Genomic DNA, 24,048 nt, shown 5'->3' with positions numbered 1-24,048 from the left:
CTTTCGTGATGCCCTTGTGACGTGATGTCCTGTCAAAGGGTGCAACCGGCCCGTCGTTCAGGGATGAGTACCCGTCGTTCAGGGATGAGCGGGGGAGAGCGGAGGCAGCGGCTCGGCATCCACCGATCGTGCCGCCCGCTCCAGAGCGCTCGCCAACAGGGCAAGATCCGTGGGGCCGTTGCCCAGTTCACGCACCGGGCGGCGGGTCGGCGGATCGCCCATGCGCTCCCACTCCAGCGGCACCACGGTGGGGCGCAGCGTGGCCGTACGCGGAATGCGTCCCGTCACCCGGCCGCTCTGGAACGGCGTCACCCTGCCGTCCGGGTGCCCCAGCCTGCCCCGCCCCGGAGCCGGATCCTCCGGCCCGGCGGAAGCGGGCGGCGGGTCCAGCACGGCACGCAGCCGCGCACCTTGGGCCAGGTCGGTGTCGGCCGTGCGGTCGGGGCGTGCGGAGGTGGCCACCAGATGGATGCCGAGCCGCTCGCCGTCGCGGGCCACCGCCTCCAGGGCCCGTACGACCGAACCGGCGGCAGGACGGCCCGGGCTGCCGAGCGCCGGAGCCACCAGGGCGTCGAAGTCGTCGACCAGGACGATCAGCCGGGGCAGCGGTGCGGGCCCCTGCGCGGTGGCCGCGCGGCCACCCGGGCGCAGCCGGAGCGTGCCACTGGAGGGGGAGTCGATGTCGCCGCGCTGTTCGGCGGCGCTCGGCGGGCGCGGGGACACCATCCGGTCCGCGACCTCCCGCCGGGTCTGCCACTCGGCGAAGCCCGTACTGCCGAGCAGTTCGGCACGGCGCTTCAGCTCCGCGCCCAGTGCCTGGGCGAAGGCCCGCATCCGGACGGGGTCGCTGGCGACCAGATGCTCGGTGACATGCGGCAGTTCCGTACAGGCCGCGAGGCCCTCGCCGCGCTCGCCGCCCGCGCCGTCGACCAGCAGCAGCCCCAGCCGGTCGGGGCGGTCCGCCGCGGCGAGTGAGGCCGCGACCGACCGCAGCAGTTCGGTACGACCGCTGCCCGGCGGCCCCTCGATCAGCAGATGCGGGCCCTCTTCGGTGAGATCGACGGCCAGCGGTCCACGAGGGCTCGCGCCGAGCACCGCGGTGCTCTCGCCCTCCGCGGCCCAGCGCGTCATCAGGGAAGCAGGCGTCGCCCGGGCCAGCCCGAGCTCGTCGAGCAGGCGTGCCGTGCGGGGCAGCGGCGCCGCCCGGCCCGGCCGGGTGCCGGTGCCCTCGGCGCGCAGCGGGGCGAGCGCGCGACCGAAGCGCTCCGCCCAGGCGGCCGACACCGCGTCCACCGCGCCCACCGTGCCGTGCCCCGCCGGCTGCCCTCCCGCCGTACGCATCAGCCGCAGCGCGGTGGCCACATCACCGCTCAGCAGAGCGACGGCGCCGCACTCGCGGAAGGCGAGCGAGGCGGCGCACGCCGTCTCATAGGTGGCCGTCACCGGCGACAGCGGGGAGGCGGCGGGCGTCTCGGCCAGACAGATCAGATGGATTCCGGCGGCCCAGCCGGCGCCCGCGAGCCGTGCCGTCGTCTCCCGGAGCGCGGCCGAACCCGGGTCGCCGTCCACGATGACGACGGTGCGCGAGCCGTCGTGCCGCCCGGCCGCCTCGGTGAGGGCCGCCCGGTCGGCGCTCGGCCAGCCAGGGCCGAGCGGTCCGTCGTCCAGCCTGCGGGTGAGCTCGGCCGTACGGGCGGTGGCCTGGTCGCGGTCGTACGCCAGCAGCAGCCGGCAGTCCTGCCCGTGGGCGGGCCGCAGATGCGGGAGCCAGCCGAGCCAGGCCCACTCGGCCCGGCGCTCCTGGAGGCTCCGCGCCCGGTCCGTGCTGATGAGCACGATCTCCAGGTCGGAGGGGGAGTGCAGCGCGGCGATCTGGGCGACGGCCGATCTGGCGAGACCGGCCAGCCGCGCCCGGGGGCCGGCGAGTCCGAGGGAGCCGGCTTCCCGCAGCCCGACCGTCACCGGCACGGACGGGAGATCGGCACGGTCGGTGGTGCCGAGCCGCAGAACGAGGGACTCCGGGTGCTCCGGACCGCGCTCCCAGAGGCGCGAGCCGGGGCCGAGAGCGGTCAGCAGTACGGCGGCGGGGTCGGGCCAGCTCTCCACGACGGGCGCGGCGGCGGGCGGTGTTTCGGGCTCCGCGGCCATCTCGGCGGACACCTCTTCCCTGGCTCCGGCGAACCGCCGGGCCCAGGCGCCTATGCCTCGTTTGCGGGCGCCGCGGGCGGGCGCGCCCTGCCGGCTGTGGGCCTCGGGCGTCTCCGAGGCGCCGTCCTGGATCTCGGAGGCCCGGGAGTGCACGGCGTCGCCCTGACCCGGCTCGCCGGCGGCGCCGGCGGTGCGGGCGGGGTCGTACTGGCTCGGGTCGTACTGGGCGGGGACGCGGGACGCAGTGCCCTGCGGGCCGGCGGGACCCGTGTACGTGCCGTGGGCGGGCGTACTGGCGGTCGAACGGTCCGGTGTCTGTCCGGGCGGATACGGGCCACCCGGCAGATGCTCGACCCGGCCGGGGCCCGCGGGACCGCCCGGGCCAGGCCGGTCCCCGGGGGCGCTGCCCGTCGCGCGGTCTCCGTGCCGCCCGCCGTCCGCGGACGACCCGGCATCCGGCGTCCGGGCGTCGTGCATCCCGGCGCCGTACATACGGTGCGCGTCCGTGGCAGCCGACGTGCCGGGGCCGTCCCCACCCGGCAGGTCCGTACCCTCCGCCATGTCGATGCGGCGCACCCGCAGATGCCCCTCGCCGTCCGGGGCCGTCGGCAGCGCCGGAGTGCGGTCGCCGGGGGTGAGGCGGAGCGTCGATTCGCCCAGGCGCAGCAGCGCACCCGCGGGCAGCCGCACCGGTCGGGAACCGACCGCGGTGCCGTCCAGCGTCGTGCCGTTCGTCGAGCCCAGGTCCGCCACGGTGACCCGGCCGTCCTCCGCCACCGTCACCGCGCAGTGCAGCCGGGAGACGTCGGGGTCGTCCAGCGGCACGTCTGCCTCCGCCGAGCGGCCGATGCTGATGCGGCCGCCGTGGAGGAGGTGCACACCGCCCGCGTCGGGGCCGGCCACGACCTGGAGCTGCGCCGCGGAGTCCGTCACGGGCGGCTCGTCGTCGCCGGGGACCTGGAGCGAGAGCACAGCACCGTCCACCAGGGGCGGCTCGCCGAGGGTGCGGCGCTGGGTGTCGAGGCGCTCCTGGCCCGCGTAGAGAACGATGGTGCCCGAGATGTCCGGGCCCGCGACGGCGGCCGCGAGATCGGAGGCGACGGCGGCGAGCGCCGTCCCGGACGGCGCGGTGATCAGCACGTCGCACGAGCGCGCGGCAGGGACACGTCCCGCAGACGCGGGCCCCGCGGCCGCGGGCTGCCCGCCGCGCGGTGCGAGAACGGTCAGCCGGATCTGCATGGCCGTCAGCAATCCCTTCTGCGCAGGGTGCCCGGCAGGGGTGCCGCCTGTGATCGCCCCCACCCGGCAGGTCGGCACGGACCACAGAGCTCCCGCCCCCACGGCGCCGTGCTGAGGGCATCCTCGCACCTGCCACTGACAACACGCCCGGGTACCGCTCACAAGTGATCTTGATTGGTCCGCTCCGGACGGAAAATGCCTGGTTGGGTACGGATCCGGAACCGCCGTGATGTGTGCGGCACGGCCGTTCGGCAACCATCCGTACGATGCGCACGTCTTTCTCTCGAACACCGCCGGGACGACGGCGGAGCAAGACAACCGGACGGTGCCCCGTTCGGCGGCATTAAAGTGGGTCGGAAACCCGGGCGGAGGGACAGTGGCCCGGGATCATGCAAGGACCACGATCAGCAGGGAGCACATGACGTGCGGCCGGTAGGCAGCAAGTACCTGCTCGAGGAGCCACTCGGGCGCGGGGCCACGGGCACCGTCTGGCGGGCCAGCCAGCGGGAGACCGCGGGCGCCGAGGCGGCCGTGCCCGGCCAGCCGGGCGAGACCGTGGCGATCAAGGTCCTCAAGGAGGAGCTGGCGAACGACGCGGACGTGGTGATGCGCTTCCTGCGCGAGCGCTCCGTCCTGCTCCGCCTGACCCACCCGAACATCGTGCGGACGCGCGACCTGGTCGTCGAGGGCGATCTGCTCGCCCTCGTCATGGACCTGGTCGACGGCCCCGACCTGCACCGCTATCTCCGCGACAACGGCCCGTTCACCCCGGTCGCCGCCGCACTGCTGACCGCCCAGATCGCGGACGCCCTCGCCGCCAGTCACGCCGACGGCGTCGTCCACCGGGACCTCAAGCCCGCGAACGTCCTGCTGAAGACGGACATCGACGGTCAGATGCACCCGATGCTGACCGACTTCGGCATCGCGCGCCTCGCGGACTCCCCGGGCCTGACCCGTACGCACGAGTTCGTCGGCACGCCCGCCTATGTCGCGCCCGAGTCCGCCGAGGGCCGTCCGCAGACCTCCGCCGTCGACATCTACGGCGCGGGCATCCTGCTCTACGAGCTGGTCACCGGCCGGCCCCCGTTCGCGGGCGGCAGTGCCCTGGAGGTGCTGCACCGCCACCTCAGCGAGGAGCCGCGCCGCCCCACCACCGTTCCCGAGCCGCTGTGGACGGTCATAGAGCGCTGTCTGCGCAAGGAGCCGTCCCAGCGTCCGAGCGCCGAGAACCTCGCCCGCGGGCTGCGCACCGTCGCTGCCGGCATCGGTGTGCACTCCTCCTCCGCGCAGGTCGAGGCCGCGCTCGGCGTCGCCGCCCTGCTCGGCCCCGACCCGGATCCGGCACACGTCCCGGGCACCCCGGGCTCGGCCGACCCGACGCAGGTGCTGCCCACCAACGCCGGTTCGTACGACCCGAACGCCGCGACCAGCGTGATGCAGCAGACCGGTCCCGGCCAGGGCCAGGGCCCCGACCCGACCTCGGTGATGCCTCCCGTGCCGCCGGGCAACGACCCGAACCACCCCTGGCAGTCCCAGCTCCAGGCCGCCCGCGACCGCAGCGAGCAGACACAGGTCCAGTACATCGACCCGAGCCAGGACCCGCTGCGGCGCCGTCCGCAGCGTCAGCAGCAGCGGCCCCAGCAGCCGCAGCACCCGCAACAGGGGTACCCGCCGCAGCCGCAGCGCCCCCAGCCCCAGCCTCAGCAGCCGCGGCAGAGCAGGCGGCAGGCCCGGCAGCAGCCACCGCCCCAGCAGCAGCAGTACGCGCCGCAGCCCTACGCGCCTCCGCAGCCGCCGCAGCCCACCCCGCGCCAGCCCCGGCAGCGCAGCGCCAATCCGATGCGCATCCCGGGTCTGGGCTGCCTCAAGGGCTGTCTGTTCTCGGTGATCCTGATCGTGGTCGCGGGCTGGCTCGTCTGGGAGCTGACCCCGCTGCAGGGCTGGATCGCGGAGGGCAAGAGCTACTGGAGCGCGATCGGCGACGGCATCTCGAAGGTGTCGGACTGGATCTCCGACCTCGGCGGTTCCGACCCGGGCGCCGGGCCTCAGGACCCAGGCGGACAGTAGCCACTGCACGACTCGGTGGCTTTGTCAGCTTTGTTGACTTCTTCGGGCAGTTTTCCCCCGTAGAAGTGAAGGTTGGCGGCATCCGGGGCCCACAGGCCCCGGATCCCCGCGTACGTTACTCAGGTGTGCCTCGCGTGTCCCCGCGGTCACGGTGCCCGGCCCGCTTTCCGGCCGGGGGTCCGGGGGTCGCCCCCCGGGCGGACACAGTGGGCAACGCCAGCCGCTGAGGGAGCAGTCTTGGCACGGAATATCGGCAGCCGCTACACGGCCCACCAGATCCTCGGGCGGGGCAGCGCCGGGACGGTGTGGGCGGGCGAGGGACCCGAGGGTCCCGTCGCCATCAAGCTGTTGCGCGAGGACCTGGCGTCGGACCAGGAACTCGTCGGGCGCTTCGTGCAGGAGCGCACGGCCCTGCTCGGCCTCGACCACCCCCGGATCGTCGGCGTCCGCGACCTCGTCGTCGACGGGAACGATCTCGCGCTCGTCATGGACCTCGTACGCGGCACCGATCTGCGCACCCGCCTCGACCGGGAGCGCCGGCTCGCCCCCCAGGCCGCGGTCGCGATCATCGCGGACGTCGCCGACGCGCTGGCCGTGGCGCACGCCGCCGGCATCGTGCACCGCGACGTCAAGCCGGAGAACATCCTGCTCGACATGGAGGGCCCGCTCGGACCCGCGGGCTCCCACCCGGCCCTGCTGACCGACTTCGGCGTCGCCAAGCTCATCGACACCCCGCGGCGCACCAAGGCGTCCCGCATCATCGGCACCCCGGACTATCTGGCGCCCGAGATCGTCGAGGGCCTGCCGCCGCGCGCCGCCGTCGACATCTACGCCCTCGCGACCGTGCTGTACGAACTCCTCGCCGGCTTCACCCCCTTCGGCGGCGGTCACCCCGGCGCGGTCCTGCGCCGCCATGTCACCGAGACCGTCGTCCCCCTCCCGGGTATCCCCGACGAGTTGTGGCAGCTCATCAACCAGTGCCTGGCCAAGGCGCCCGCGTCACGGCTGCGCGCCTCCGAGGTCGGCGCCCGGCTGCGCGAACTCCAGCCGATGCTGGCGGGCATGCCGCCCCTCGACGTCGACGAACCCGACGCCGAACCGCAGGCGGAGCCGTACGAGGACGAGACCCCGGCCGCACCCGGTGAGGTGCGCCGCCGTGGCGCCGTACCGCTCGTGCCCGGCGCGGCGCCCGCGGACTCCAACCGCGACACCCACACCTCGATGCGGGTACCGGCTCCGGACGAGCTCGCCGGCGGCGCCCGCGGCACGGCGCGCGCCCCCCGCACACCCGGCCAGCGCCGACCGGGATCGGCCCGCCACAAGTCCGAGACCGTCCGCAAGCGGCGCATCGTCCTCGGGATCGCCGCAGTGGTGGTCGCGGCCGCGCTGGGCGTCGGCGGCTGGCTGGCGACGAGCGGCGGCGACTCGGAGGTCTCCCCGCAGGACTCCCAGCAGTCGGTACCGGCGGAACCGTAGGCCGGAACCCACGGAACCGTAGGCCGGAACCCTAGGGGGTCGGGCTCTCGCGCCCAGCCGTTACGCTGGACCCGTGGCAGTCGTCGATGTATCCGAAGAGCTGAAGTCCCTCTCCTCGACCATGGGGTCGATCGAGGCCGTCCTGGACCTCGACAGGATGAGGGCAGATATTGCCGTGCTCGAGGAGCAGGCCGCCGCCCCGTCCCTGTGGGACGACCCGGAGGCGGCGCAGAAGATCACGAGCAAGCTCTCGCACCTCCAGGCCGAGCTCCGCAAGACCGAGGCCCTCCGCGGTCGTATCGACGACCTGGCCGTGCTCTTCGAGCTCGCCGAGGCCGAGGACGACGCGGACACCCTCGCCGAGGCGGAGTCCGAGCTGACCGACGTCCGCAAGGCGCTGGACGAGATGGAGGTCCGCACCCTCCTCTCCGGCGAGTACGACGAGCGCGAGGCGCTGGTCAACATCCGCGCCGAGGCGGGCGGCGTCGACGCGTCCGACTTCGCCGAGCGCCTCCAGCGGATGTATCTGCGCTGGGCGGAGCGCCACGGGTACGGCACGGAGGTCTACGAGACCTCGTACGCGGAAGAGGCCGGCATCAAGTCGACCACCTTCGTCGTCAAGGCGCCGTACGCCTACGGCACGCTCTCCGTCGAGCAGGGCACCCACCGCCTCGTGCGCATCTCGCCGTTCGACAACCAGGGCCGCCGCCAGACGTCCTTCGCGGGCGTCGAGGTGCTGCCGGTGGTCGAGAAGACGGACCACATCGAGATCGATGAGTCCGAGCTGCGCGTGGACGTGTACCGGGCGTCCGGCCCCGGCGGCCAGGGCGTCAACACCACGGACTCCGCGGTGCGCCTGACCCACGTCCCCACCGGCATCGTCGTCTCCTGCCAGAACGAGCGCTCGCAGATTCAGAACAAGGCGAGCGCGATGAACGTCCTCCAGGCGAAGCTCCTCGAGCGCCGCCGCCAGGAGGAGCAGGCCAAGATGGACGCGCTCAAGGGCGACGGCGGCAACTCCTGGGGAAACCAGATGCGTTCGTACGTCCTGCACCCGTACCAGATGGTCAAGGACCTGCGTACGGAGTTCGAGGTGGGCAACCCGCAGGCGGTCCTGGACGGCGAGATCGACGGCTTCCTGGAGGCGGGCATCCGCTGGCGCAAGCAGGGCGAGAAGTAGACGCGCACACTGCGTCGGGAAGGTGCCGGGCCCCATGGGGCCCGGCACACTCGGGTTGCTGGAGACACACGTGACGGGTGATTTCCTGGCGTCTCCGCCGTTCGTGGCTGACTTTCTCCGGCTGAGCTCGAAGGTGCGACGGGGATCAGACACCCCATGCCGTTTCAGATCAAGCGGCATGGAGGTAGGCGTAGTGCGACCAGGCGGTCGCCTCGTCGTAGAGCGTTCGAGTCTTGAGGCATCCGTGGAGGATGCCGACGAGCCGGTTGCCGACTTGTCGGAGGGCCCCGTTGTAGCCGACATCACGGACGCGTTGCTTGTCGTAGTAGGCGCGAGCGCCTGGGGATCCGTTCAGTGCAGAGAACGCCTGGGCTTGCAACGCGTCGGCGAGCCGGTTGTTGCGTACGAAGCGGGCCTGGACGGTGTGGCTCTTGCCGGAGGCTCGGGTGATCGGGCTGGTGCCGGCATAGTTCTTCCGCGCCTTGGCGGACGCGTAGCGGGTGGGGTCGTCTCCGAATTCGGCGAGCACCCGGGCGCCGCTAATTTCTCCCATGCCGGGCATCGAGAGGTAAATCTCAGCGTCCGGGTGCGCGTGAAAATGGGCTTTCACCTGCGTCTCCAGGTCGGCTATCTGCTCATTCAGGGTGATCAGCAGCCGGGCGTGAGCCACCACGGTGGCCGCATAGGCGGCGGTCACCGGCTCAGCCAGCTCCAGGTGCTGCTCGCGCAACGCCGTCTGGATGACGGCTGCCTTCGCAGTCCGGTTGCGACGACGGGCGCGAGCCAGTGCAGCAGTGATCTGGGCGTGGGTCAGCTTCGCCGCGGCTTGCGGAGTGGGTGCTTTGACGAGCAGTTCCAGTGCGTCGGCGCCGAGCAGAGTGAGGTCGGCGTAGGCATCCAGGGCCGCGGGGAAGTACTCACGCAGGGCGTTGCGCAGCCTCTGGAAGATGCGGGTGCGTTCCCAGATGAGAGTCTGATGAGCGCGGGCAACGACCTTGATGGCTTGGGCCTGTTCGCTGTCTCCAGCGATAGGCCGTAGCTGGTCACGGTCGATGCGGACCATGTCTGCGAGCGCGTGAGCGTCGCCCTTGTCGCTCTTGGCACCAGATGTGCCGTACCGCTCCTTGAAGCGGGCGACCTGCCGGGGGTTGATCGCGTAGACCTTGTAGCCGGCGGCTATCAGAGCCTGAACCCATGGGCCGCGGTCGGTCTCGATCCCGACGATGACAGCGTTGGGATCGAGCTTCTCACCACCGTGCTTCGCGACGAGCTCGTGGAGCTTGGCTACGCCGTCCACGCCCTCGGGTAGCTTCGCGGCGGCCAGTTTCCGGCCCGTCTCGTCCTGGACTTCGACGTCATGGTGATCCTCGGCCCAGTCATCGCCGATCAGCAGCAACGCGCTCTCCCTTGTTGGCACTTCGCTTGCGGTGCAGCCTGCGGAAGACACGGCGCGCGGCCTAATGGATCCAGTGCTCACGCCGAACCCGGCGGGCACGCCACCCCATCAGCGGTCTGGCCTTCCGGCCGACCAGCAGGGGCACGGTCTGATCCCAGAAATCGAACGCTTCCGGCAACCGGAGTGCTCACCTGCTGGCGGCTACGGCACCGAGTCTTACCGACCCGGCAGCTCCCATTAGGCGACCAGCGACGGTGGCGCGATCGTGCGTGCTCGGTCGTACAGGTCTAGCGCCGCCGGATTCTTCAGGTGAGGGCGCAAGAGACCGAACATCGCCTTCACGCGCTCGTCGGCGCGGCCGGACTGCACCTTGGGGTAGTCGTCGAGGGCCTGGTGCCAGGTGGCGCAGGCCGCTTCCAGGTGGCCGAGTTCCATTTGCCGCTCCGCCAGCAGGCCACGACGGTGTACTCGTGTGCGCTGGTACATGCTGGGGCGGAGCCGGTCCGCTTGTTGCATGGCCTCGACGGCTCCGGCCTTGTCTCCGAGTTCGTAACGCACCTGGCTGACGTGGTAGTTGAGCGAAGACGGGTCGTACGAGCCAAACGCCTTGCCGCGTGCCTCGGCACGGTCCATGGCCGCCTCGGCCTCCCGGATGTGGCGCAGCGCGCCAGTACGGTCGCCTGTTTGTGCGGCGGCATGCGCCTGCTGACCGGCGAGGAAGGCCAGCATCCGGGGGCCGGCTTTCGGGGAGGCGGCGGCAGCGGCGTCGGCCAGTTCCATGGACTTTTCTCCGTGGCGGAGGTCGACCGCCTGGACGCTCATCCCCCGCAGGGTGGTGCAGTACGTCAGGTGATCCTCGGCCGCCCCCGCCAGCTCCAAGGCCTTGACGTAGTAACGCTGCGCGAGACCGTGCAGCCCTTCGTCCACGGCCATGTAGCCGGTCAGGTAGAGCAGATCCGAGGCGGCGGACAGCATCGCTTTGCGTACGTCCTCGGGTGCGTCGGCACGCAGGTAGGAGGCCACAGTGTTGACCATGAACGAGGCCGCCATGGGGCGTGCGTGACGGCCGCCGAACTCGTCGTCCAGTTCCGAAACACGCTCGGTCATGGCGATGACCATGTCCACTTCGTTCATGCCGATGCGTGTCGTGCGGCCGGACTGGATGGCATCGGCACGCCCGACCACATCAGGCCAGCCGGGAATGGTGACGGCCACGGAGAACAGGCCGACCCCCAGGACGCTGCGGCGGGACGGGTCCATATCCAGCCTCCCCAGGTCGATCACCCCTTCCACGGTATCCGCATCCGCGGAGGAGCGATCGCGTAGAACAGGCAGCCCGGCTTCGGCATGGGTAACAGGGCGGCCGAGGCGGCGGGAGAGGGCTTCGAGGATGCACGTCCGCACCGCACCGCGAGGGACGGTGCCGCCGAGCCAATGGCTCACCGCCGACTCGTCGTAGCGCAGAGGAGTGCCGGTCTCGGTGCCGATACGGTTCACCGCCCGCGCGAACTGGCGGTGAGTCCAACGGCTTTCGGCGAGCAGGCGCCCAAGAGCTACGTTCGGTTCACGCTTGGCCATGCACTCAACTCCCCGTGCCATTGCGAACTTTCAAGGCTTTCAAGTCCTGGTCCTGCGGCAACGGTACCGCTGAGCGTGGTCACGCGGTTGCGTAGAGGTAGCGAAGAACGGCGATACCTCGCCGCAGTCGTCGTCTGAAAGGCCGATGGATGAGAAGCGAAGCGCGGGCCTGCCTGGCCTGGATGACCGAGGCGCGGGGCATGGACGGGGTGTTGAGGATCGACACCTACGAGGGAGCGGATCTGCCGCCCGGTTCGAATCGGTTCTCGCCGTGCCGCTGCCCGCAGCACCGCGATTCCACGCCTGAGGATGGGGCGGCGAGGCTGAGCGCAGCAGTACGCGAGGTCAACGAGCGCAGCCGTGGAGAGCGGCTGTGAACCGGCTGGCCGCAGTCGTCGGCCGCTGCGCCGGACCCCTCCTGCTCATCACCATCACGGGACGGGCGGCTTCGTCCTGGGCGTGGCCGTCGCGTCCACACCCACCTGACTCCTCCCCGTCACGCATCCAGGCTCCCCACCTGTGATGAGGGAGGGCCCGCCGTCGGAAGCGGCGGGCACCCCGTCCGGCCGCCTTCTTCGCAAGGGTCCGGCAGCCGGACGGGTCCAACTCCGCAGCATCTGCCGCGGAGTCCACTGAAAACCGTAAGGGAGAGAGCGATGAACGTGGACGAGCTGTTCACCGGCGACCTGATCACCGGCGTCCCGGCTGTCGAGGCCGCGCTGCTCGACAAGATGCCGGGCGGCGGCGACAACAACGGCGACCACTGCAGCAAGTGATCCAGGGCTGACGCCAGGCGGGGCGGGGCCGTTCGCGGCCCCGCCCCGCCGCACGACATCGGAAAGGGACGACATGCTGTCGATGCGTCTGCGCCTGTTCGATCTCCAGGAGCCCAAGTGGAGCACGGACGGGGGCCGTTGGGTCAACGGCGAGAGTTGGATCGAGTCTGTGAACGTCTCCACGTTGGTCATGGAGGTCAACGACGACCTGGCGCCGCGCGTACGGGTCCGTGTGAAGGAGTGCAAGGGGGACGAGGCGGATTTCGTCGCGATCACCATGGGGCCCGGAGAGGTCAGGCTGGCAGCAGGCGTCCTCGGCACAGCGCCGCTCTACCTGACAGAGAGGGACGGCGAGTTGCACGCGTCATGGGATCTGACCGTGTTGCGACCGTATCTACGGGCTGACCGCTTGGTGCCGCGCGTGGTAGCCCGAACACTGACGAGGCAGCACCGCTACACGTGCGAGACGCTGTTCGAAGGTGTCTACCGCCTCACCGAACGGGCGTCGGCCAGGTTCACGAGCGCGGGGCTCAGCATCCACTACCCGGAGCCGGCCGAGCATGTACTTGAGCCGCGCAAGCTGCGGCCCGGCATTGATCCTCTTGCGGCTCTGGACGAGTTGCTGACCGACGTGATCCGTCAGGCGCCGACGGCCACCGGATGCGTGGGTCTTGAGCTGTCCGGCGGCGCGGACTCCGGGAACGTCGCCCTGGCCCTGAAAGCGGCCTGCTTCCCCGAGGTGCACAGTTTCGGCCTGCTGGTGGGAGGAAGCACCGGCAGGCAGCAACACGAGCGACGCCGGGCCCTTGTGGAGCACTGCGGCTTCCTGGACACGGCCACCCCCGCCATGCAGCACCCACCCTTCTGCCCCGGAGGCGTACGCGCCCTGGGCAAGCCGCACGATCCGGCGGGAGCCTTCTACCAGGAGGCGTTCGACGTCGTGCGGGAGCAGGCAGACGCCCGGCGGTGCGAGGTGATGTTCACCGGCAGCGGAGGGGACGAGGTCAACGCCCACCACTCCAGGACACTCGCCGAACTGCCGACGCCGGAACCCGTACCGTGGCTCGGAGCCAAAGCAGTCCGTGCGCTCGCTGAGGTGGACGAGCACATGGCCCCCATCCCGGTAGTGCCCGTACCGACCCTGATGTCGTTCGGGATGCACAACCCCGGATTCCTCCGGGCCGGGATCTGGCCCGTGAGCCCGTTGGTGCACCCGTGGATTGTGCGGTTCATGGAGCAGTTGCCGCGCGAGCACAAGCGCGGCAAGGCGTTGTTCCGTGAGCGGATCAGGCGGGCGGGCCTGCCCGAGTGGGTGGCGGCGCCGACCGAGCCGGAGAACTTCCTGGCCGTCCTGGAGAAGGGCCTGCGTTCCTACGGCCTGCCCGTGCTGGACGACATGCTGCAGGATTCGGTTCTGGTGGACCTCGGCTACGTTGACGGCAAGGCTCTCATCCAGGCGGGCAAGGATGCCGACGCCGCCTTGGTCGTCCCTGACCTGCTGTGCGATGTGCTCGCCTTGGAGGTCGGACTGCGAAGTCTCATGTGACCAGCCCCGACACGGAAGCCGAGTACGTGGAAGCCACCAACCTCTTGTACCGCGATCCGGCTCTTTACGACGTGGTGCAGTCAGGCAGCGCAAGCGCCGGGATGTGCCGGCCCCTGATCGAGCTGCACCGGCCGGACGCCCGGACTCTGGTCGATTTCGGATGCGGTACCGGCCGGGATCTGGAGATCCTGGCCGAGCGCTTCGAGTGCATCGGCGTGGATCTCCAGCCCGGACTTGTCGACTACGCCCACCAGGCCCGGCCGGGGCTGGACATCCGCACCGGGGACATGCGCACCACACGACTCGGCAAGCGCATGGACGTGGTGACCTGTATGGGCAACAGCCTGGCCTACGTGCACGACAACGAGGAGATCAGCCAGGTCTTCGCCACATTCGCGGCCCATGCCCTGCCGGGCACGCTGCTTGTGCTGTGCTCCCCTGTCGCCCCGATCACCTGGACTGAGCCGATTGCCGCCACGGTTGACACCCCTTGGGGACCCGCCACGGTCACCATCCGACATGAGTGGGACCTACGGACCCAGATCAACACCACGCACCGGCACTGGGTGCTCCCCTCGGGCGACGAGGCGCTGGACGAGATCCGCAGGCGTGTCCTGTTCCCTCGCGAGCTGGATCGATACGTGGAGGGTGCCGGCTTTGAAGTCCTGGACATGCGCGACGGCACAGAGGCGGGGCTCACCGGTCCAACTGCGTACACGGTAGCCCGATACACCCACGGGTGAGTGGCAGGGGATGATCAAGCTGCCGCAACTACCCACGATCGAGTGGTTGTTGTTCACTACCGCAAGCGGCGAGCCTGCCAGAACAGTGCTTTGTCGACAAGGTAACCACCCTCTGCGGGGCGGCAGTTCCCTTTTATGTCACAGTTGCATCGGCGCAGGTCAGGCAACCTCCCGCATACCGGACATCGCACGCGCAACGACCTTGACGCGTCCGCGAAAAGTGGGAAGGGTGACGCTCGGCATGCGTATCTCTGGGGCGCGTGTGATGTGGGGGAGACGTCAATACCTCTGCGGCCGCAGCCCCGGACGCTGCTCCATTGACGATTAGCTACTGGGGGTAGCAGCCAGATGACGAAGAAGACGCGGATCCGCGTAGCGCGCATAGCCGCCGGCGCGGTGATCGCCGCCGGCGCGTCGCTGACCGCCGCGGGCGCCGCCTCGGCCGTCGGCGTGGACATCAACGTGGGTCCCCTCGACGCCTCGGTCAACGCTGACCGGAACGGCATCGACGCCGGCCTGGGTCTCAACCCGCCGGAGCCGACGGGCCTGCCGACCGTGATCCCGGACCCGACGCCGACGGAGGAGCCTCCGACCGAGGAGCCGCCGACGGAGGAGCCTCCGACCGAGGAGCCGCCGACGGAGGAGCCTCCCACCGAGGAGCCGCCGACGGAGGAGCCTCCCACCGAGGAGCCTCCGACCGAGGACCCGACCGAGAACCCTGACCCGTCCGAGTCCACCACGCCGGGCGGCACCGGTGGCACCGACACCGACGGTGGTGTCATCGACGGCGACGGCAACAACACCGACACCGACAACGCCGGCTCCCAGCCGGTCGAGCAGGGCCAGGCCAAGGAGGAGCTGGCGGAGACCGGCGCCGCCGAGACCACCTTCCTGCTCCTCGGTGCTGCCACCATGATCGCCGGTGGTATCGGCTTCCGGATGCTCCCCCGTCTCGTGGGCAGCAACCGCACCGCCGTCTAAGCATTACGGCGCGTAGCGCACAGCACACAGAAAGGAGGGCCCGGGGCGCGCTCAGCGCCCCGGGCCCTCCTTTTGCGTACGTCCTACGCGGTCTGGTGCGCGGCCAGCAGCGCCAGCGCCGCGATCAGCACCACCAGCAGCGTCAGCAGCGCCACCGGGCTCAGACCGCCGAACGGTCCCTCCTGCTGGAGTCGCTCGCGGTTCGCCCGGCACACCGGGCAGCGGCCCTCATTCACCGGGGCCGCGCAGTTCGCGCACACCAATCGGTCGTAGGTCATGCGCTCTCCTCCTCCCGCGCGCCGGAGCCGCGGGCGCGGACCGTATGCACAGTTCTTTCCCGACAACGCACAGGGGAACGACACTGTTCCCCTACCACCATGCCAGCTCGGGCGCTTTTCGGCGCGCCCCACCGGTTCCTTCGTCAACCGTGACGTGACAAAGTACGCAACCCAGACTGCTGACTGCGCCCGCAACCCCGCTTCGCGTAGTGTCACGCACACCTACTCCCGGCCGACCGTGGTGCACCCGTGATCCGATTCGACAACGTCTCCAAGAGCTACCCCAAGCAGAACCGCCCCGCCCTGCGTGACGTCTCCCTCGAGATCGAGAAGGGAGAGTTCGTCTTCCTGGTGGGTTCCTCCGGTTCCGGCAAGTCGACCTTTCTGCGGCTGGTCCTCCGCGAGGAGCGTGCAAGCCAGGGGCTCGTGCATGTCCTCGGCAAGGACCTGGCACGGCTGTCCAACTTCAAGGTGCCGCACATGCGCCGCCAGCTGGGCACCGTCTTCCAGGACTTCCGTCTCCTGCCCAACAAGACCGTCGCGGAGAACGTGGCATTCGCGCAGGAGGTCATCGGCAAGCCGCGCGGTGAGATCCGCAAGGCCGTGCCGCAGGTCCTCGACCTCGTCGGACTCGGCGGCAAGGAGGACCGGATGCCCGGTGAGCTCTCCGGCGGTGAGCAGCAGCGTGTCGCGATCGCGCGGGCGTTCGTCAACCGGCCCATGCTGCTGATCGCGGACGAGCCGACCGGCAACCTCGACCCGCAGACGTCCGTCGGCATCATGAAGCTGCTGGACCGGATCAACAGGACCGGTACGACCGTCGTGATGGCGACCCACGACCAGAACATCGTCGACCAGATGCGCAAGCGTGTGATCGAGCTCGAGAAGGGCCGTCTCGTACGCGACCAGGCACGCGGCGTCTACGGCTACCAGCACTGAGCTAAGGAAAGGCTGAACGCACGCGATGCGCGCCCAGTTCGTACTGTCGGAGATCGGCGTAGGTCTCCGTCGCAATCTCACCATGACCTTCGCCGTCATCGTCTCCGTGGCTCTGTCGCTCGCCCTCTTCGGCGGCGCGCTGCTCATGCGCGAGCAGGTCAGCACCATGAAGGACTTCTGGTACGACAAGGTCAACGTCTCCATCTTCCTGTGCAACAAGAACGACGCCTCCACGTCGCCCAAGTGCGCCAAGGGCGCGGTCACCGCACAGCAGAAGCAGCAGATCGAGGGCGATCTCAAGAAGATGGACGTGGTCGACTCGGTCCATCACGAGACGGCCGAGGAGGCGTACAAGCACTACCGCGACCAGTACGGCGACACTCCCATCGCGTCCACCATCACGCCGGACCAGATGCAGGAGTCGTTCCGGGTCAAGCTGGACGACCCGGAGAAGTACAAGGTGGTCGCCACCGCCTTCGCCGGCCGGGACGGCGTGCAGTCCGTCCAGGACCAGCGCAACATCCTGGAGAATCTCTTCTCCCTGATGAACGGCATGAACATAGCGGCACTGTTCGTGATGGCGCTGATGCTGGTGATTGCGCTGATGCTGATCGTCAACACCGTGCGTGTGTCGGCGTTCAGCCGTAGGCGTGAGACCGGGATCATGCGGCTGGTGGGAGCGTCCAGCTTCTACATCCAGATGCCGTTCATCATGGAGGCCGCGTTCGCGGGCCTGTTGGGCGGTCTGGTCGCCTCGCTGATGCTGCTCGTCGGCAGATACTTCCTGATCGACCACGGTCTGGCGCTGTCCGAGAAGATGCAGCTGGTCAATTTCATCGGCTGGGACGCGGTCGTCACCAAGCTCCCGCTGGTGATTGCGATCGGTCTGCTGATGCCTGCCATGGCCGCTTTCATCGCATTGCGCAAGTACCTCAAGGTGTGACAAGCGCCCCGGGCGCCGTACGGGCAACAACCGTACGGCGCCCTTCGCTTGGCCTAGACTCGTCGCCATGCCGGGCCCGGAGTTCTGTCCTCGGCCCCGCCGCATTCGCCGCGGGGCGGCCCTGACATTGGTCTTTGCGAGTGTTCTCGCCACCGCGGCGGCCACCAACGCCCTGCCGCGCGAGGACGACAACGCCCCCCGTCCGCTGGCCGCCCGGCCCGCCGCCGCCACCGTCGACCGCGACGCTCTGGCCCGTGCCGCGGCCGAGGCCATGGCCGACGGCAAGTCGGGGACGAAGGCGGCCGAGGAAGTCGTCAGCCGCAGCGGCGACCGCTGGGGTGCGGTGTACGACCGCGAGGAGTACGCGGACTTCCAGCAGGCACTCGACGGCGAGTACACCGGTGTCGGCCTCACCGCCCGCCGGGCCGCCGACGGACGCGTCGAAGTGGCCCGGGTCCAGTCCGGCGGCCCCGCGGAGAAGGCGGGCATCGAGGCCGGCGACCGGCTGCGCACCATCGACGGCAGGCGGGTGGCCGACCGTCCCGTCACCGAGGTCGTGGCCCTGCTGCGGGGGAGTGAGCGCACGCGCGTGGCCCTCGGTATGGAGCGCGCCGGCCGGGCGTGGACCGAGACCCTGACGCGTACGACACTCAGCACCGAGACCGTCACCGTCCGTCACCTCCAGGACGGTGCCGTGATGATCCGGGTCTCCTCCTTCACCAAGGGCTCGGGCGCCCGCGTGCGGGACGCGGTGCGGTCCGCCCCTGCCGGTGCGGGTGTCCTGCTCGATCTGCGCGGCAACGCGGGCGGTCTGGTCGCCGAGGCCGTCGCCGCGGCCTCCGCTTTCCTGGACGGCGGACTCGTCGCCACGTACGACATACGGGGTGAGCAGCGCTCCCTCTACGCCTCGGCGGGCGGGGACACCGTCAGGCCCGTGGTCGCCCTGGTCGACAGCGGCACGATGAGCGCGGCCGAGCTGGTGACCGGGGCACTCCAGGACCGCGGCCGCGCGATCGCCGTCGGTTCGCGCACCTTCGGCAAGGGATCGGTGCAGATGCCCAGCCGGCTGCCGGACGGATCGGTCGCCGAGCTGACGGTCGGGCACTACCGCACACCGGCCGGTCACAGCGTCGACGGACGGGGCATCACACCGGACCTGCTGGCCGCCGAAGGCGCCGAGGAACGGGCCCGCACGGTATTGAGTGGCCTCGGGGGTGGGTCGTAGTGCGAAAATGACCGCACTATGGCTAAGGAAAAAGGGCGCAAGCTGATCGCGCAGAACAAGAAGGCGCGGCACGACTACCTCATCCTCGACACCTACGAGTGCGGGCTCGTGCTGATGGGTACCGAGGTGAAGTCGCTGCGTCAGGGGCGGGCCTCGCTGGCGGACGGCTTCGTCCAGATCGACGGACACGAGGCGTGGCTGCACAACGTGCACGTCCCCGAGTACAGCCAGGGCACCTGGACCAACCACTCGGCCCGCCGCCGGCGGAAGCTCCTCATGCACCGCGAGGAGATCGACAAGCTGGAGTCCAAGGCGCAGGAGACGGGGCACACCATCGTGCCTCTGGCGCTGTACTTCAAGGACGGCCGGGCGAAGGTCGAGATCGCGCTGGCGAAGGGCAAGAAGGAGTACGACAAGCGGCAGACGCTGCGGGAGAAGCAGGACCGCCGTGAGACCGACCGCGCGGTCTCCGCGGTCCGCCGCCGCCAGCGGGCCTGAGGGCCGCGCGGCGGGGTCCGGGAGACCGGCGGCGCCCCGGGGCTCCGGGGTGGCGGGCATGAAGGCCTGACCCGCGGGAATACGGTGGCATGTGGCCGCGTTGGTCACGTACGATGGCGACAGCCCCTCTCGCAGGGGCGCCTTTGAAAAATCAACATGGGGATGATCGGTTTCGACAGCGGATGTCGAAGCAGGAGAAGCGAGCCGAGGAAGCGGCAATGATCTCGTTAACCACGTGTCGCAAACAATAATCGCCAATTCCAAGCGCGATACCTCCGAAGCCTTCGCCCTCGCTGCCTGATCTCAGGCAGTAGAACGAACCTTCACTATGGAGCGTCAGCCCGGGGCTGTTCCCGACCCGGTTCCTGACGTCATCTAGGGAACTAAACCTCTGAACCCGGTCACGGGGAGCAGAGGGAAACCAAACAGTGACTGAGCCCGTCGGAGACTTGTCCGCGTGATCTCCGGGGCTGAGAAAATCGCAGCGGACTGCGCTCGGAGAAGTCCTGATTCTGCACCGTTGGACGCGGGTTCGATTCCCGCCATCTCCACTCCCACCTTGTGTGGACCCCCATGTGGGCGAAGGCCCGGCTGCCGGTCACGGCAGCCGGGCCTTTGTCATGCCTGGGGATGCCCCGCGAGCCGCGCGAGGCGGCGGCGCTCCAGCACCGCGGCGAGGGCGTAGGCGCCGCCGACCGCGAGGGCGAGGACCCCGTAGAGGCCGGGGGTGCCGAGGAAGAGCGCCGCGGAGGAGATCAGGGCCAGCCAGACGCCGAGGCCGTAGTGCAGCAGGTTGCGTCGTGCCGCGCCTTCGGCGAGGTAGAGCAGGCCGACGACGAGGCCGGAACCGGCGGGCCAGAGGACGGTCTGGAGATCCGGCATGTCGACCGCGGACGCCAGGCCGGTGATCGCGAGGAACAGCGCGGTGAAGGCGGCGACCCACGCGGCGCCGAGCAGTTTGCCGGAGAGGACGTCCGGCCCGGGCGCCCCGCGCTGGGCGCGCAGGGCGGCGACGGTGGCCTGGGTGACGCCGGTGACCAGGCCGATGCCGAGGAGCGTGGTGGGCAGCCAGCCGGGCAGGTCGAGCAGGGGGTCGTCGCCGTGGGAGACGGCGGCGGCGCCGTGTCCGAGCAGGTAGGCGAGTCCGAAGCTGACATAGGCCGCGCGGTTGTCGACCTCGTTCGCGAGACGGCTCGGGGTGGCATGGGGGACGGCGGCCATGGGACGTGCGGGGGCTGCGACGGACATGGGGTTCCTCCGGGGTGGCGTACGGATGGGGGTGGGGGCGGTGGGCGGCTCCGGGAGGTCGGCCCGGAGCCGCCCACCGCCGGTCGTCCCCGGCTGTGCCGACGGGGACGGGAGCGGGTCAGTGCTCGCCGGTGTCCAGGGCGTTGTCGGGGATCCAGGAGCCGTGGATGCCGGCGGGCACGCGGCGGGGCAGATGGACGGTGGCGACCCGGTCGAGACCGGAGGCGTCCAGGACCAGCAGCTGCGAGGCGTCCTGCTTGAGGTCGGAGACGACGGTGAGCAGATAGCCGTCGTCCTCGCTGGTGGCGCCGGCCGCCGGGACGAACACCGCCTCGCTGGGCAGCCGGGCGTCGCCGACCTGGTGGATGCGGCGGGCGCCCGTGGTGCGGTCGTACTTGACGACGCCGTAGCCGCCGAAGCCTTCCTGGTCGGGGAAGGACACCGCGTACTGGTAGCGGTTCTCGGCGCCCAGGTAGTCCTCGTTGAGGGTCGGGAACTCCACGGCGAGGTCGTCGATGATCTGCTCGTCGACGGTGCCGGTCGCCATGTCGATCACCCAGCGGCGGGTGTAGGAGCGGGTGTTGGGCTCGGTGCCGCGCCCGGGTGCGCCGACCCACCAGTTCCAGGAGAGCCGGAACCCCTCGCGGTCCACGGTGGGGCCTTCCAGGACGATGCGGCCCTGGCCGTCCTCGTAGGCGTTGGAGACGTGCAGCATGTTGCCCGGCTCGATGGAGAACCAGCGCACGTGCCGGGCGCCGTCGTCCGTGCGCGGCATGATGCCGATGCGGGCGGGCTGCTGGTCGCTCCAGCCGTACGGGATGCCGGAGTGCTCGGCGGGGTCGAAGGTGACGTTGCCCTCGATGAAGACGACATGGCGGCGCGTGATGGCGAAGTCGTGCTTGAGGGAGGCGGTCGCGCCCGGGATCTCGGCGGTGTGGACGATCGCCCCCTTGGCGTCGCAGACGTAGTACACGAGGTGGGGCGGGAACGGCGAGGAGCCGAAGAAGTGGAGCTCCCCCGTCAGCGGGTCCTCCTTGGGGTGGGCGGTCATCGCCGTACGCAGCCGGCCGTCGAAGTCATGGGCGCCGATCGTCTCCAGCTCCGGGGTGAGCTCGAAGGGGACGTTCGCCTCGCACAGGGCGAGGAGCCGTCCGGCGTGCTCGATGACGTGGGTCCCGGCGGTGCTCGCGGTGAGGTCCGGGCCGCGCTCGGTCATGTACGGGGCGCCGTCCAGGGCGGGGGTGTGCACCCAGCGGTTGCGGTACCACTCGGCGCGGCCCTCGCGGAGCCGTATGCCGTGGACCATGCCGCTGCCCTTGAACCAGTGGGTCGGCGTGACGCCGGGCTTGGGGTTGTGGCCGTTGCGGATCAGACGGCCGGTCAGCTCGGGGGGCAGGGTGCCCTCGACGGTGAGGCCGGTGGCGGTGATCTCGTCGGCGACGGGGGTGTAATGGCCGGTCAGATAGGGCTTGCTGCTCATGTGCGCGTCCTCGGATTCGTCGTTGGTCGTGGTGCTGCGTGCTGCGTGCTGCGTGCTGCGTGCTGCGTGTGTGCGTGCTGCGCGTGCGAGGTTCGGGGGAGGGGCGCTCAGGCCGTCTGCTCGGCGCGGGCCTTGAGGGAGCCGAGCCAGCTCTCCAGGGAGGCCTTCAGGGCCGCGCCGAGTTCGTCGGTCGCGGCGTCGACGGGCTCACCGCTCCAGGACTCCTCGGTGCGGACGACGACCTGATCGCCGGCCTGCTCGAAGGTCCAGGCGTGGATGCCGACGATGCCCTGGACGGTTCCGCCCCAGACGATCCGCCGCTCGTGGACGAGTTCGTGGACGGTGGAGGTGATGGTCATCCCGTGGGTGAGCCAGGTGAAGTCGGTGCCGACGGCCACCGGTCCGCTGAGCACGGCCCGGTCGATGTCCGCGTTCCAGACCGGCCAGTTGTCGATGTCGGTGTGCAGCGCCCAGACGGTGGCGAGCGGGGCGTCGATGGTCGTGGTCAGGCTGACGACGACGGGGGCGGTGGAGTCGATGGTGTGCATGGGTTCCCTCTTCGGTGGTGGTGGTGACTGAGGTGGATCTGGTCGGGTCGGGCCGGCTCGGGTCGCCGGCTCAGGCGACGGGTGTCTGATCGGCCGTCCGGTACTGCGGCCGCGGCGCCGTGGCAGCGGCCGCGGTGGGCGGGAGCGCGTCGGGGCCGGTGCGGCCGCGGCGGGTGAGCGGCACCGCCAGGAGTGCGGCGACGGCCAGTACCGCGGCCGAGACCAGGAAGGCGGCCCGGTAACCGGCGCTCAGGGCCTCGACGTGGGACTGCTGGGTGGAGGCGTGAGCCGTGACGGAGGCGGCCAGGGTCGCCAGGGCGGCGAGACCGATCGCGCCGCCGACCTGGCGGGTGGTGTTCACCAGCCCGCCGGCCAGACCCGCGTCCTGCGGCGGGACACCGTCCACGGCGAGTGCGGTGAGCTGGACGAAGGCGATGCTCAGGCCGAGTCCGACGAGGATGCTCGGTCCGAGGACATCGGCGAGATAGCTCCCGTCGGCGCTGAGCCGTGACAGCCACAGCAGTCCGGCGGCCTCGACGAGCAGGGCCGTGGTCACCGTGGCGGTGCCGCCGATGCGCCGGGAGATGCGAGGTGCGACGGCGGCGCCGAGCATATTGGCCACGGCGAGCGGGAGTTGGCCCGCTCCGGTCGCCAAGGGGTCCATCCCGAGGACCTGTTGCTGATACAGCGGCAGGAAGAAGAACAGGGCGATCCACACGGACCCCAGCAGGGCCATCAGCAGATTTCCCGCGGCGACACGGCCGGTGGTGAACAGCCGCGGGGGTATCAGCGCGTTCGGCCGGCGCGTCTCGATCACGGCGAAGGCCGCGAGCAGCGTGCCGGCGCCGGCGAGGGCGCCCAGCACGCGGGCGTCCGTCCAGCCGGTGCCGCGTGCGGTGGTCAGCCCCCACACCAGGCAGGTCAGGGCGACGGTGACGGTGGCGGTGCCCAGCAGGTCGAACCGCTCGGACGCCCCGACGGAGGCCGGTGGCACGAGCGCCGCCACCGCGACGAGCACCAGCACCGCCCCGAGCGCGACGGAGTGGAAGATCCAGGGCCAGCCCCATGCCTGGGTGAGCACGCCGCCCAGCAGGACGCCGCCCGCCCCTCCCGCGCCGGAGACCGCGCCCCATACGCCCAGCGCCCTGCCGCGGCCCGCGCCGGACGGGAACAGGCCCATGGTCAGGGCGAGTGCGGCCGGGGCGATGGCGGCGGCGCCGAGCCCCTGGACGGCCCGGGCGGCGATCAGGACGCCCGCGGAGGTGGCGAGCCCCGCTGCCAGCGAGGCCCCCGCGAACAGTGCCAGGCCGGCGATCAGCACCCGGCGGCGGCCGAGGAGGTCGGCCGCCCGGCCCCCGGCCAGGAGCAGCGCCCCGAACGCCAGGCCGTAGGCGTTGATCACCCAGGTGGTGCCGTCGGCCGACAGGTCCACACCGGAACGGATCTGCGGCAGAGCCACGTTCACGATCGAGGTGGCGAGCATGACGGTGAACTGCGCAGCGGCGAGCGCCGCGAGCACGGCACCCGGCCGGCGGGCGGGGGATGCCTGGTCCTTCGTGCGTCCAAGGTTCATGGCGCACAGCCTCATGTCGGGCGGTGTCCACTTTCCATGCCCGGCAGGGGCGTTGACTGTCCAGTCCTGTCCGCACCTGTCCACGCGGCCCGGGCCCGGCGCACCCGGCGGCCTCAGTCCGCGACGGCCCCGGCTCTCATGTCCGCGCCGGCCCTGTGTGCCCTGACGCGTGCGCCGGCCCCGTGC

General features: G+C 70.7%; 18 protein-coding genes and 1 other RNA gene. 11 read left to right on the top strand and 8 right to left on the bottom strand.

Annotation, left to right across the window (positions count from 1 at the left end; genetic code table 11):
* Window positions 1-78 precede the first annotated feature (78 nt).
* Window positions 79-3,387, bottom strand: a complete 3,309-nt coding sequence (locus tag OHA05_RS13815) for an FHA domain-containing protein (RefSeq protein ID WP_328860730.1) — start codon at window positions 3,385-3,387, stop codon at window positions 79-81.
* A 423-nt stretch (window positions 3,388-3,810) separates the two neighbouring features.
* Between OHA05_RS13815 and OHA05_RS13810 the strand changes: the two genes are divergently transcribed.
* The 3 genes from OHA05_RS13810 (at window position 3,811) to prfB (ending at window position 8,110) form a co-directional block, all read left to right on the top strand.
* Window positions 3,811-5,454 carry a serine/threonine-protein kinase gene (locus OHA05_RS13810; RefSeq protein WP_313946026.1) on the top strand — a complete coding sequence of 548 codons (1,644 nt, stop codon included), beginning with the start codon at window positions 3,811-3,813 and terminating at the stop codon, window positions 5,452-5,454.
* Window positions 5,455-5,691: 237 nt separating this feature from the next.
* Window positions 5,692-6,930: a serine/threonine-protein kinase gene (locus OHA05_RS13805; RefSeq protein WP_313946027.1), complete on the top strand. Its 1,239-nt coding sequence runs from the start codon at window positions 5,692-5,694 to the stop codon at window positions 6,928-6,930.
* Between the two features lie 73 nt (window positions 6,931-7,003).
* Entirely contained in the window at window positions 7,004-8,110 is a 1,107-nt protein-coding gene (gene prfB / locus OHA05_RS13800; RefSeq protein ID WP_313946028.1) for a peptide chain release factor 2, read from the top strand.
* 169 nt (window positions 8,111-8,279) lie between these two features.
* Here prfB and OHA05_RS13795 read toward each other — a convergent pair whose 3' ends face one another.
* The gene (locus tag OHA05_RS13795) at window positions 8,280-9,506 is read right to left on the bottom strand and encodes an IS110 family transposase (protein ID WP_328860338.1); all 1,227 of its coding nucleotides are present in this window, start codon (window positions 9,504-9,506) and stop codon (window positions 8,280-8,282) included.
* Window positions 9,507-9,743: 237 nt separating this feature from the next.
* Entirely contained in the window at window positions 9,744-11,084 is a 1,341-nt protein-coding gene (locus OHA05_RS13790) for a tetratricopeptide repeat protein (protein WP_328860729.1), read from the bottom strand.
* 849 nt (window positions 11,085-11,933) lie between these two features.
* Here OHA05_RS13790 and OHA05_RS13785 point away from each other — a divergent pair.
* The 3 genes from OHA05_RS13785 to OHA05_RS13775 all read left to right on the top strand — a co-directional run bounded on the left by OHA05_RS13785 (window position 11,934) and on the right by OHA05_RS13775 (window position 15,130).
* Window positions 11,934-13,406 carry an asparagine synthase gene (locus tag OHA05_RS13785; protein WP_313946030.1) on the top strand — a complete coding sequence of 491 codons (1,473 nt, stop codon included), beginning with the start codon at window positions 11,934-11,936 and terminating at the stop codon, window positions 13,404-13,406.
* Window positions 13,403-14,149 carry a class I SAM-dependent methyltransferase gene (locus OHA05_RS13780; RefSeq protein ID WP_328860728.1) on the top strand — a complete coding sequence of 249 codons (747 nt, stop codon included), beginning with the start codon at window positions 13,403-13,405 and terminating at the stop codon, window positions 14,147-14,149. Before OHA05_RS13785 ends, OHA05_RS13780 begins: the two co-directional genes overlap by 4 nt.
* Window positions 14,150-14,497: 348 nt before the next feature.
* Window positions 14,498-15,130 (top strand): LPXTG cell wall anchor domain-containing protein, encoded by a 633-nt coding sequence (locus tag OHA05_RS13775; protein ID WP_313946032.1) that lies wholly within the window; start codon window positions 14,498-14,500, stop codon window positions 15,128-15,130.
* Between the two features lie 83 nt (window positions 15,131-15,213).
* Here the strand turns inward: OHA05_RS13775 and OHA05_RS13770 are convergent, their stop codons facing one another.
* On the bottom strand, window positions 15,214-15,408 hold the full coding sequence (locus OHA05_RS13770; RefSeq protein ID WP_313946033.1) for a hypothetical protein: 195 nt from the start codon (window positions 15,406-15,408) through the stop codon (window positions 15,214-15,216).
* A gap of 249 nt (window positions 15,409-15,657) precedes the next feature.
* Between OHA05_RS13770 and ftsE the strand changes: the two genes are divergently transcribed.
* The 5 genes from ftsE to ssrA all read left to right on the top strand — a co-directional run bounded on the left by ftsE (window position 15,658) and on the right by ssrA (window position 19,567).
* On the top strand, window positions 15,658-16,347 hold the full coding sequence (gene ftsE, locus OHA05_RS13765) for a cell division ATP-binding protein FtsE (RefSeq protein ID WP_313946034.1): 690 nt from the start codon (window positions 15,658-15,660) through the stop codon (window positions 16,345-16,347).
* Between the two features lie 25 nt (window positions 16,348-16,372).
* Window positions 16,373-17,290, top strand: a complete 918-nt coding sequence (gene ftsX / locus OHA05_RS13760; RefSeq protein ID WP_313946035.1) for a permease-like cell division protein FtsX — start codon at window positions 16,373-16,375, stop codon at window positions 17,288-17,290.
* Between the two features lie 67 nt (window positions 17,291-17,357).
* Window positions 17,358-18,515, top strand: coding sequence for a S41 family peptidase (locus OHA05_RS13755; protein ID WP_328860727.1), 1,158 nt, complete (start codon window positions 17,358-17,360; stop codon window positions 18,513-18,515).
* A gap of 18 nt (window positions 18,516-18,533) precedes the next feature.
* Window positions 18,534-19,013: an SsrA-binding protein SmpB gene (gene smpB, locus OHA05_RS13750; RefSeq protein ID WP_313946037.1), complete on the top strand. Its 480-nt coding sequence runs from the start codon at window positions 18,534-18,536 to the stop codon at window positions 19,011-19,013.
* A gap of 158 nt (window positions 19,014-19,171) precedes the next feature.
* Window positions 19,172-19,567, top strand: a transfer-messenger RNA (tmRNA) gene (gene ssrA / locus OHA05_RS13745).
* Between the two features lie 64 nt (window positions 19,568-19,631).
* Here ssrA and OHA05_RS13740 read toward each other — a convergent pair.
* The 4 genes from OHA05_RS13740 to OHA05_RS13725 form a co-directional block, all read right to left on the bottom strand.
* Window positions 19,632-20,261: an ABC transporter permease gene (locus OHA05_RS13740; protein WP_313946038.1), complete on the bottom strand. Its 630-nt coding sequence runs from the start codon at window positions 20,259-20,261 to the stop codon at window positions 19,632-19,634.
* A gap of 118 nt (window positions 20,262-20,379) precedes the next feature.
* The gene (locus tag OHA05_RS13735; protein ID WP_313946039.1) at window positions 20,380-21,741 is read right to left on the bottom strand and encodes a carotenoid oxygenase family protein; all 1,362 of its coding nucleotides are present in this window, start codon (window positions 21,739-21,741) and stop codon (window positions 20,380-20,382) included.
* Window positions 21,742-21,848: 107 nt separating this feature from the next.
* Complete coding sequence (locus OHA05_RS13730; protein WP_313946040.1) at window positions 21,849-22,289, bottom strand: SRPBCC family protein; 441 nt, start codon at window positions 22,287-22,289, stop codon at window positions 21,849-21,851.
* Window positions 22,290-22,359: 70 nt separating this feature from the next.
* Window positions 22,360-23,862 carry an MFS transporter gene (locus tag OHA05_RS13725; protein ID WP_313946041.1) on the bottom strand — a complete coding sequence of 501 codons (1,503 nt, stop codon included), beginning with the start codon at window positions 23,860-23,862 and terminating at the stop codon, window positions 22,360-22,362.
* Between the last annotated feature and the right edge of the window lie 186 nt (window positions 23,863-24,048).

The sequence above is a fragment of the Streptomyces sp. NBC_00306 genome (assembly GCF_036169555.1).
GTDB classification, from domain to species: Bacteria; Actinomycetota; Actinomycetes; order Streptomycetales; family Streptomycetaceae; genus Streptomyces; species Streptomyces achmelvichensis.
The sequence above is the reverse complement of the archived record's forward strand: the minus strand, read 5'-3'. Positions and strand labels throughout refer to the sequence as shown.

Coding starts and splice junctions, on each gene's coding strand:
- OHA05_RS13815 (WP_328860730.1), bottom strand. CDS start 3,387: ATGCAGATCCGGCTGACCGTTCTCGCACCGCGCGGCGGGCAGCCCGCG.
- OHA05_RS13790 (WP_328860729.1), bottom strand. CDS start 11,084: ATGGCCAAGCGTGAACCGAACGTAGCTCTTGGGCGCCTGCTCGCCGAA.
- OHA05_RS13785 (WP_313946030.1), top strand. CDS start 11,934: ATGCTGTCGATGCGTCTGCGCCTGTTCGATCTCCAGGAGCCCAAGTGG.
- OHA05_RS13775 (WP_313946032.1), top strand. CDS start 14,498: ATGACGAAGAAGACGCGGATCCGCGTAGCGCGCATAGCCGCCGGCGCG.
- OHA05_RS13770 (WP_313946033.1), bottom strand. CDS start 15,408: ATGACCTACGACCGATTGGTGTGCGCGAACTGCGCGGCCCCGGTGAAT.
- ftsX (WP_313946035.1), top strand. CDS start 16,373: ATGCGCGCCCAGTTCGTACTGTCGGAGATCGGCGTAGGTCTCCGTCGC.
- OHA05_RS13755 (WP_328860727.1), top strand. CDS start 17,358: ATGCCGGGCCCGGAGTTCTGTCCTCGGCCCCGCCGCATTCGCCGCGGG.
- smpB (WP_313946037.1), top strand. CDS start 18,534: ATGGCTAAGGAAAAAGGGCGCAAGCTGATCGCGCAGAACAAGAAGGCG.
- OHA05_RS13740 (WP_313946038.1), bottom strand. CDS start 20,261: ATGTCCGTCGCAGCCCCCGCACGTCCCATGGCCGCCGTCCCCCATGCC.
- OHA05_RS13735 (WP_313946039.1), bottom strand. CDS start 21,741: ATGAGCAGCAAGCCCTATCTGACCGGCCATTACACCCCCGTCGCCGAC.
- OHA05_RS13730 (WP_313946040.1), bottom strand. CDS start 22,289: ATGCACACCATCGACTCCACCGCCCCCGTCGTCGTCAGCCTGACCACG.
- OHA05_RS13725 (WP_313946041.1), bottom strand. CDS start 23,862: ATGAACCTTGGACGCACGAAGGACCAGGCATCCCCCGCCCGCCGGCCG.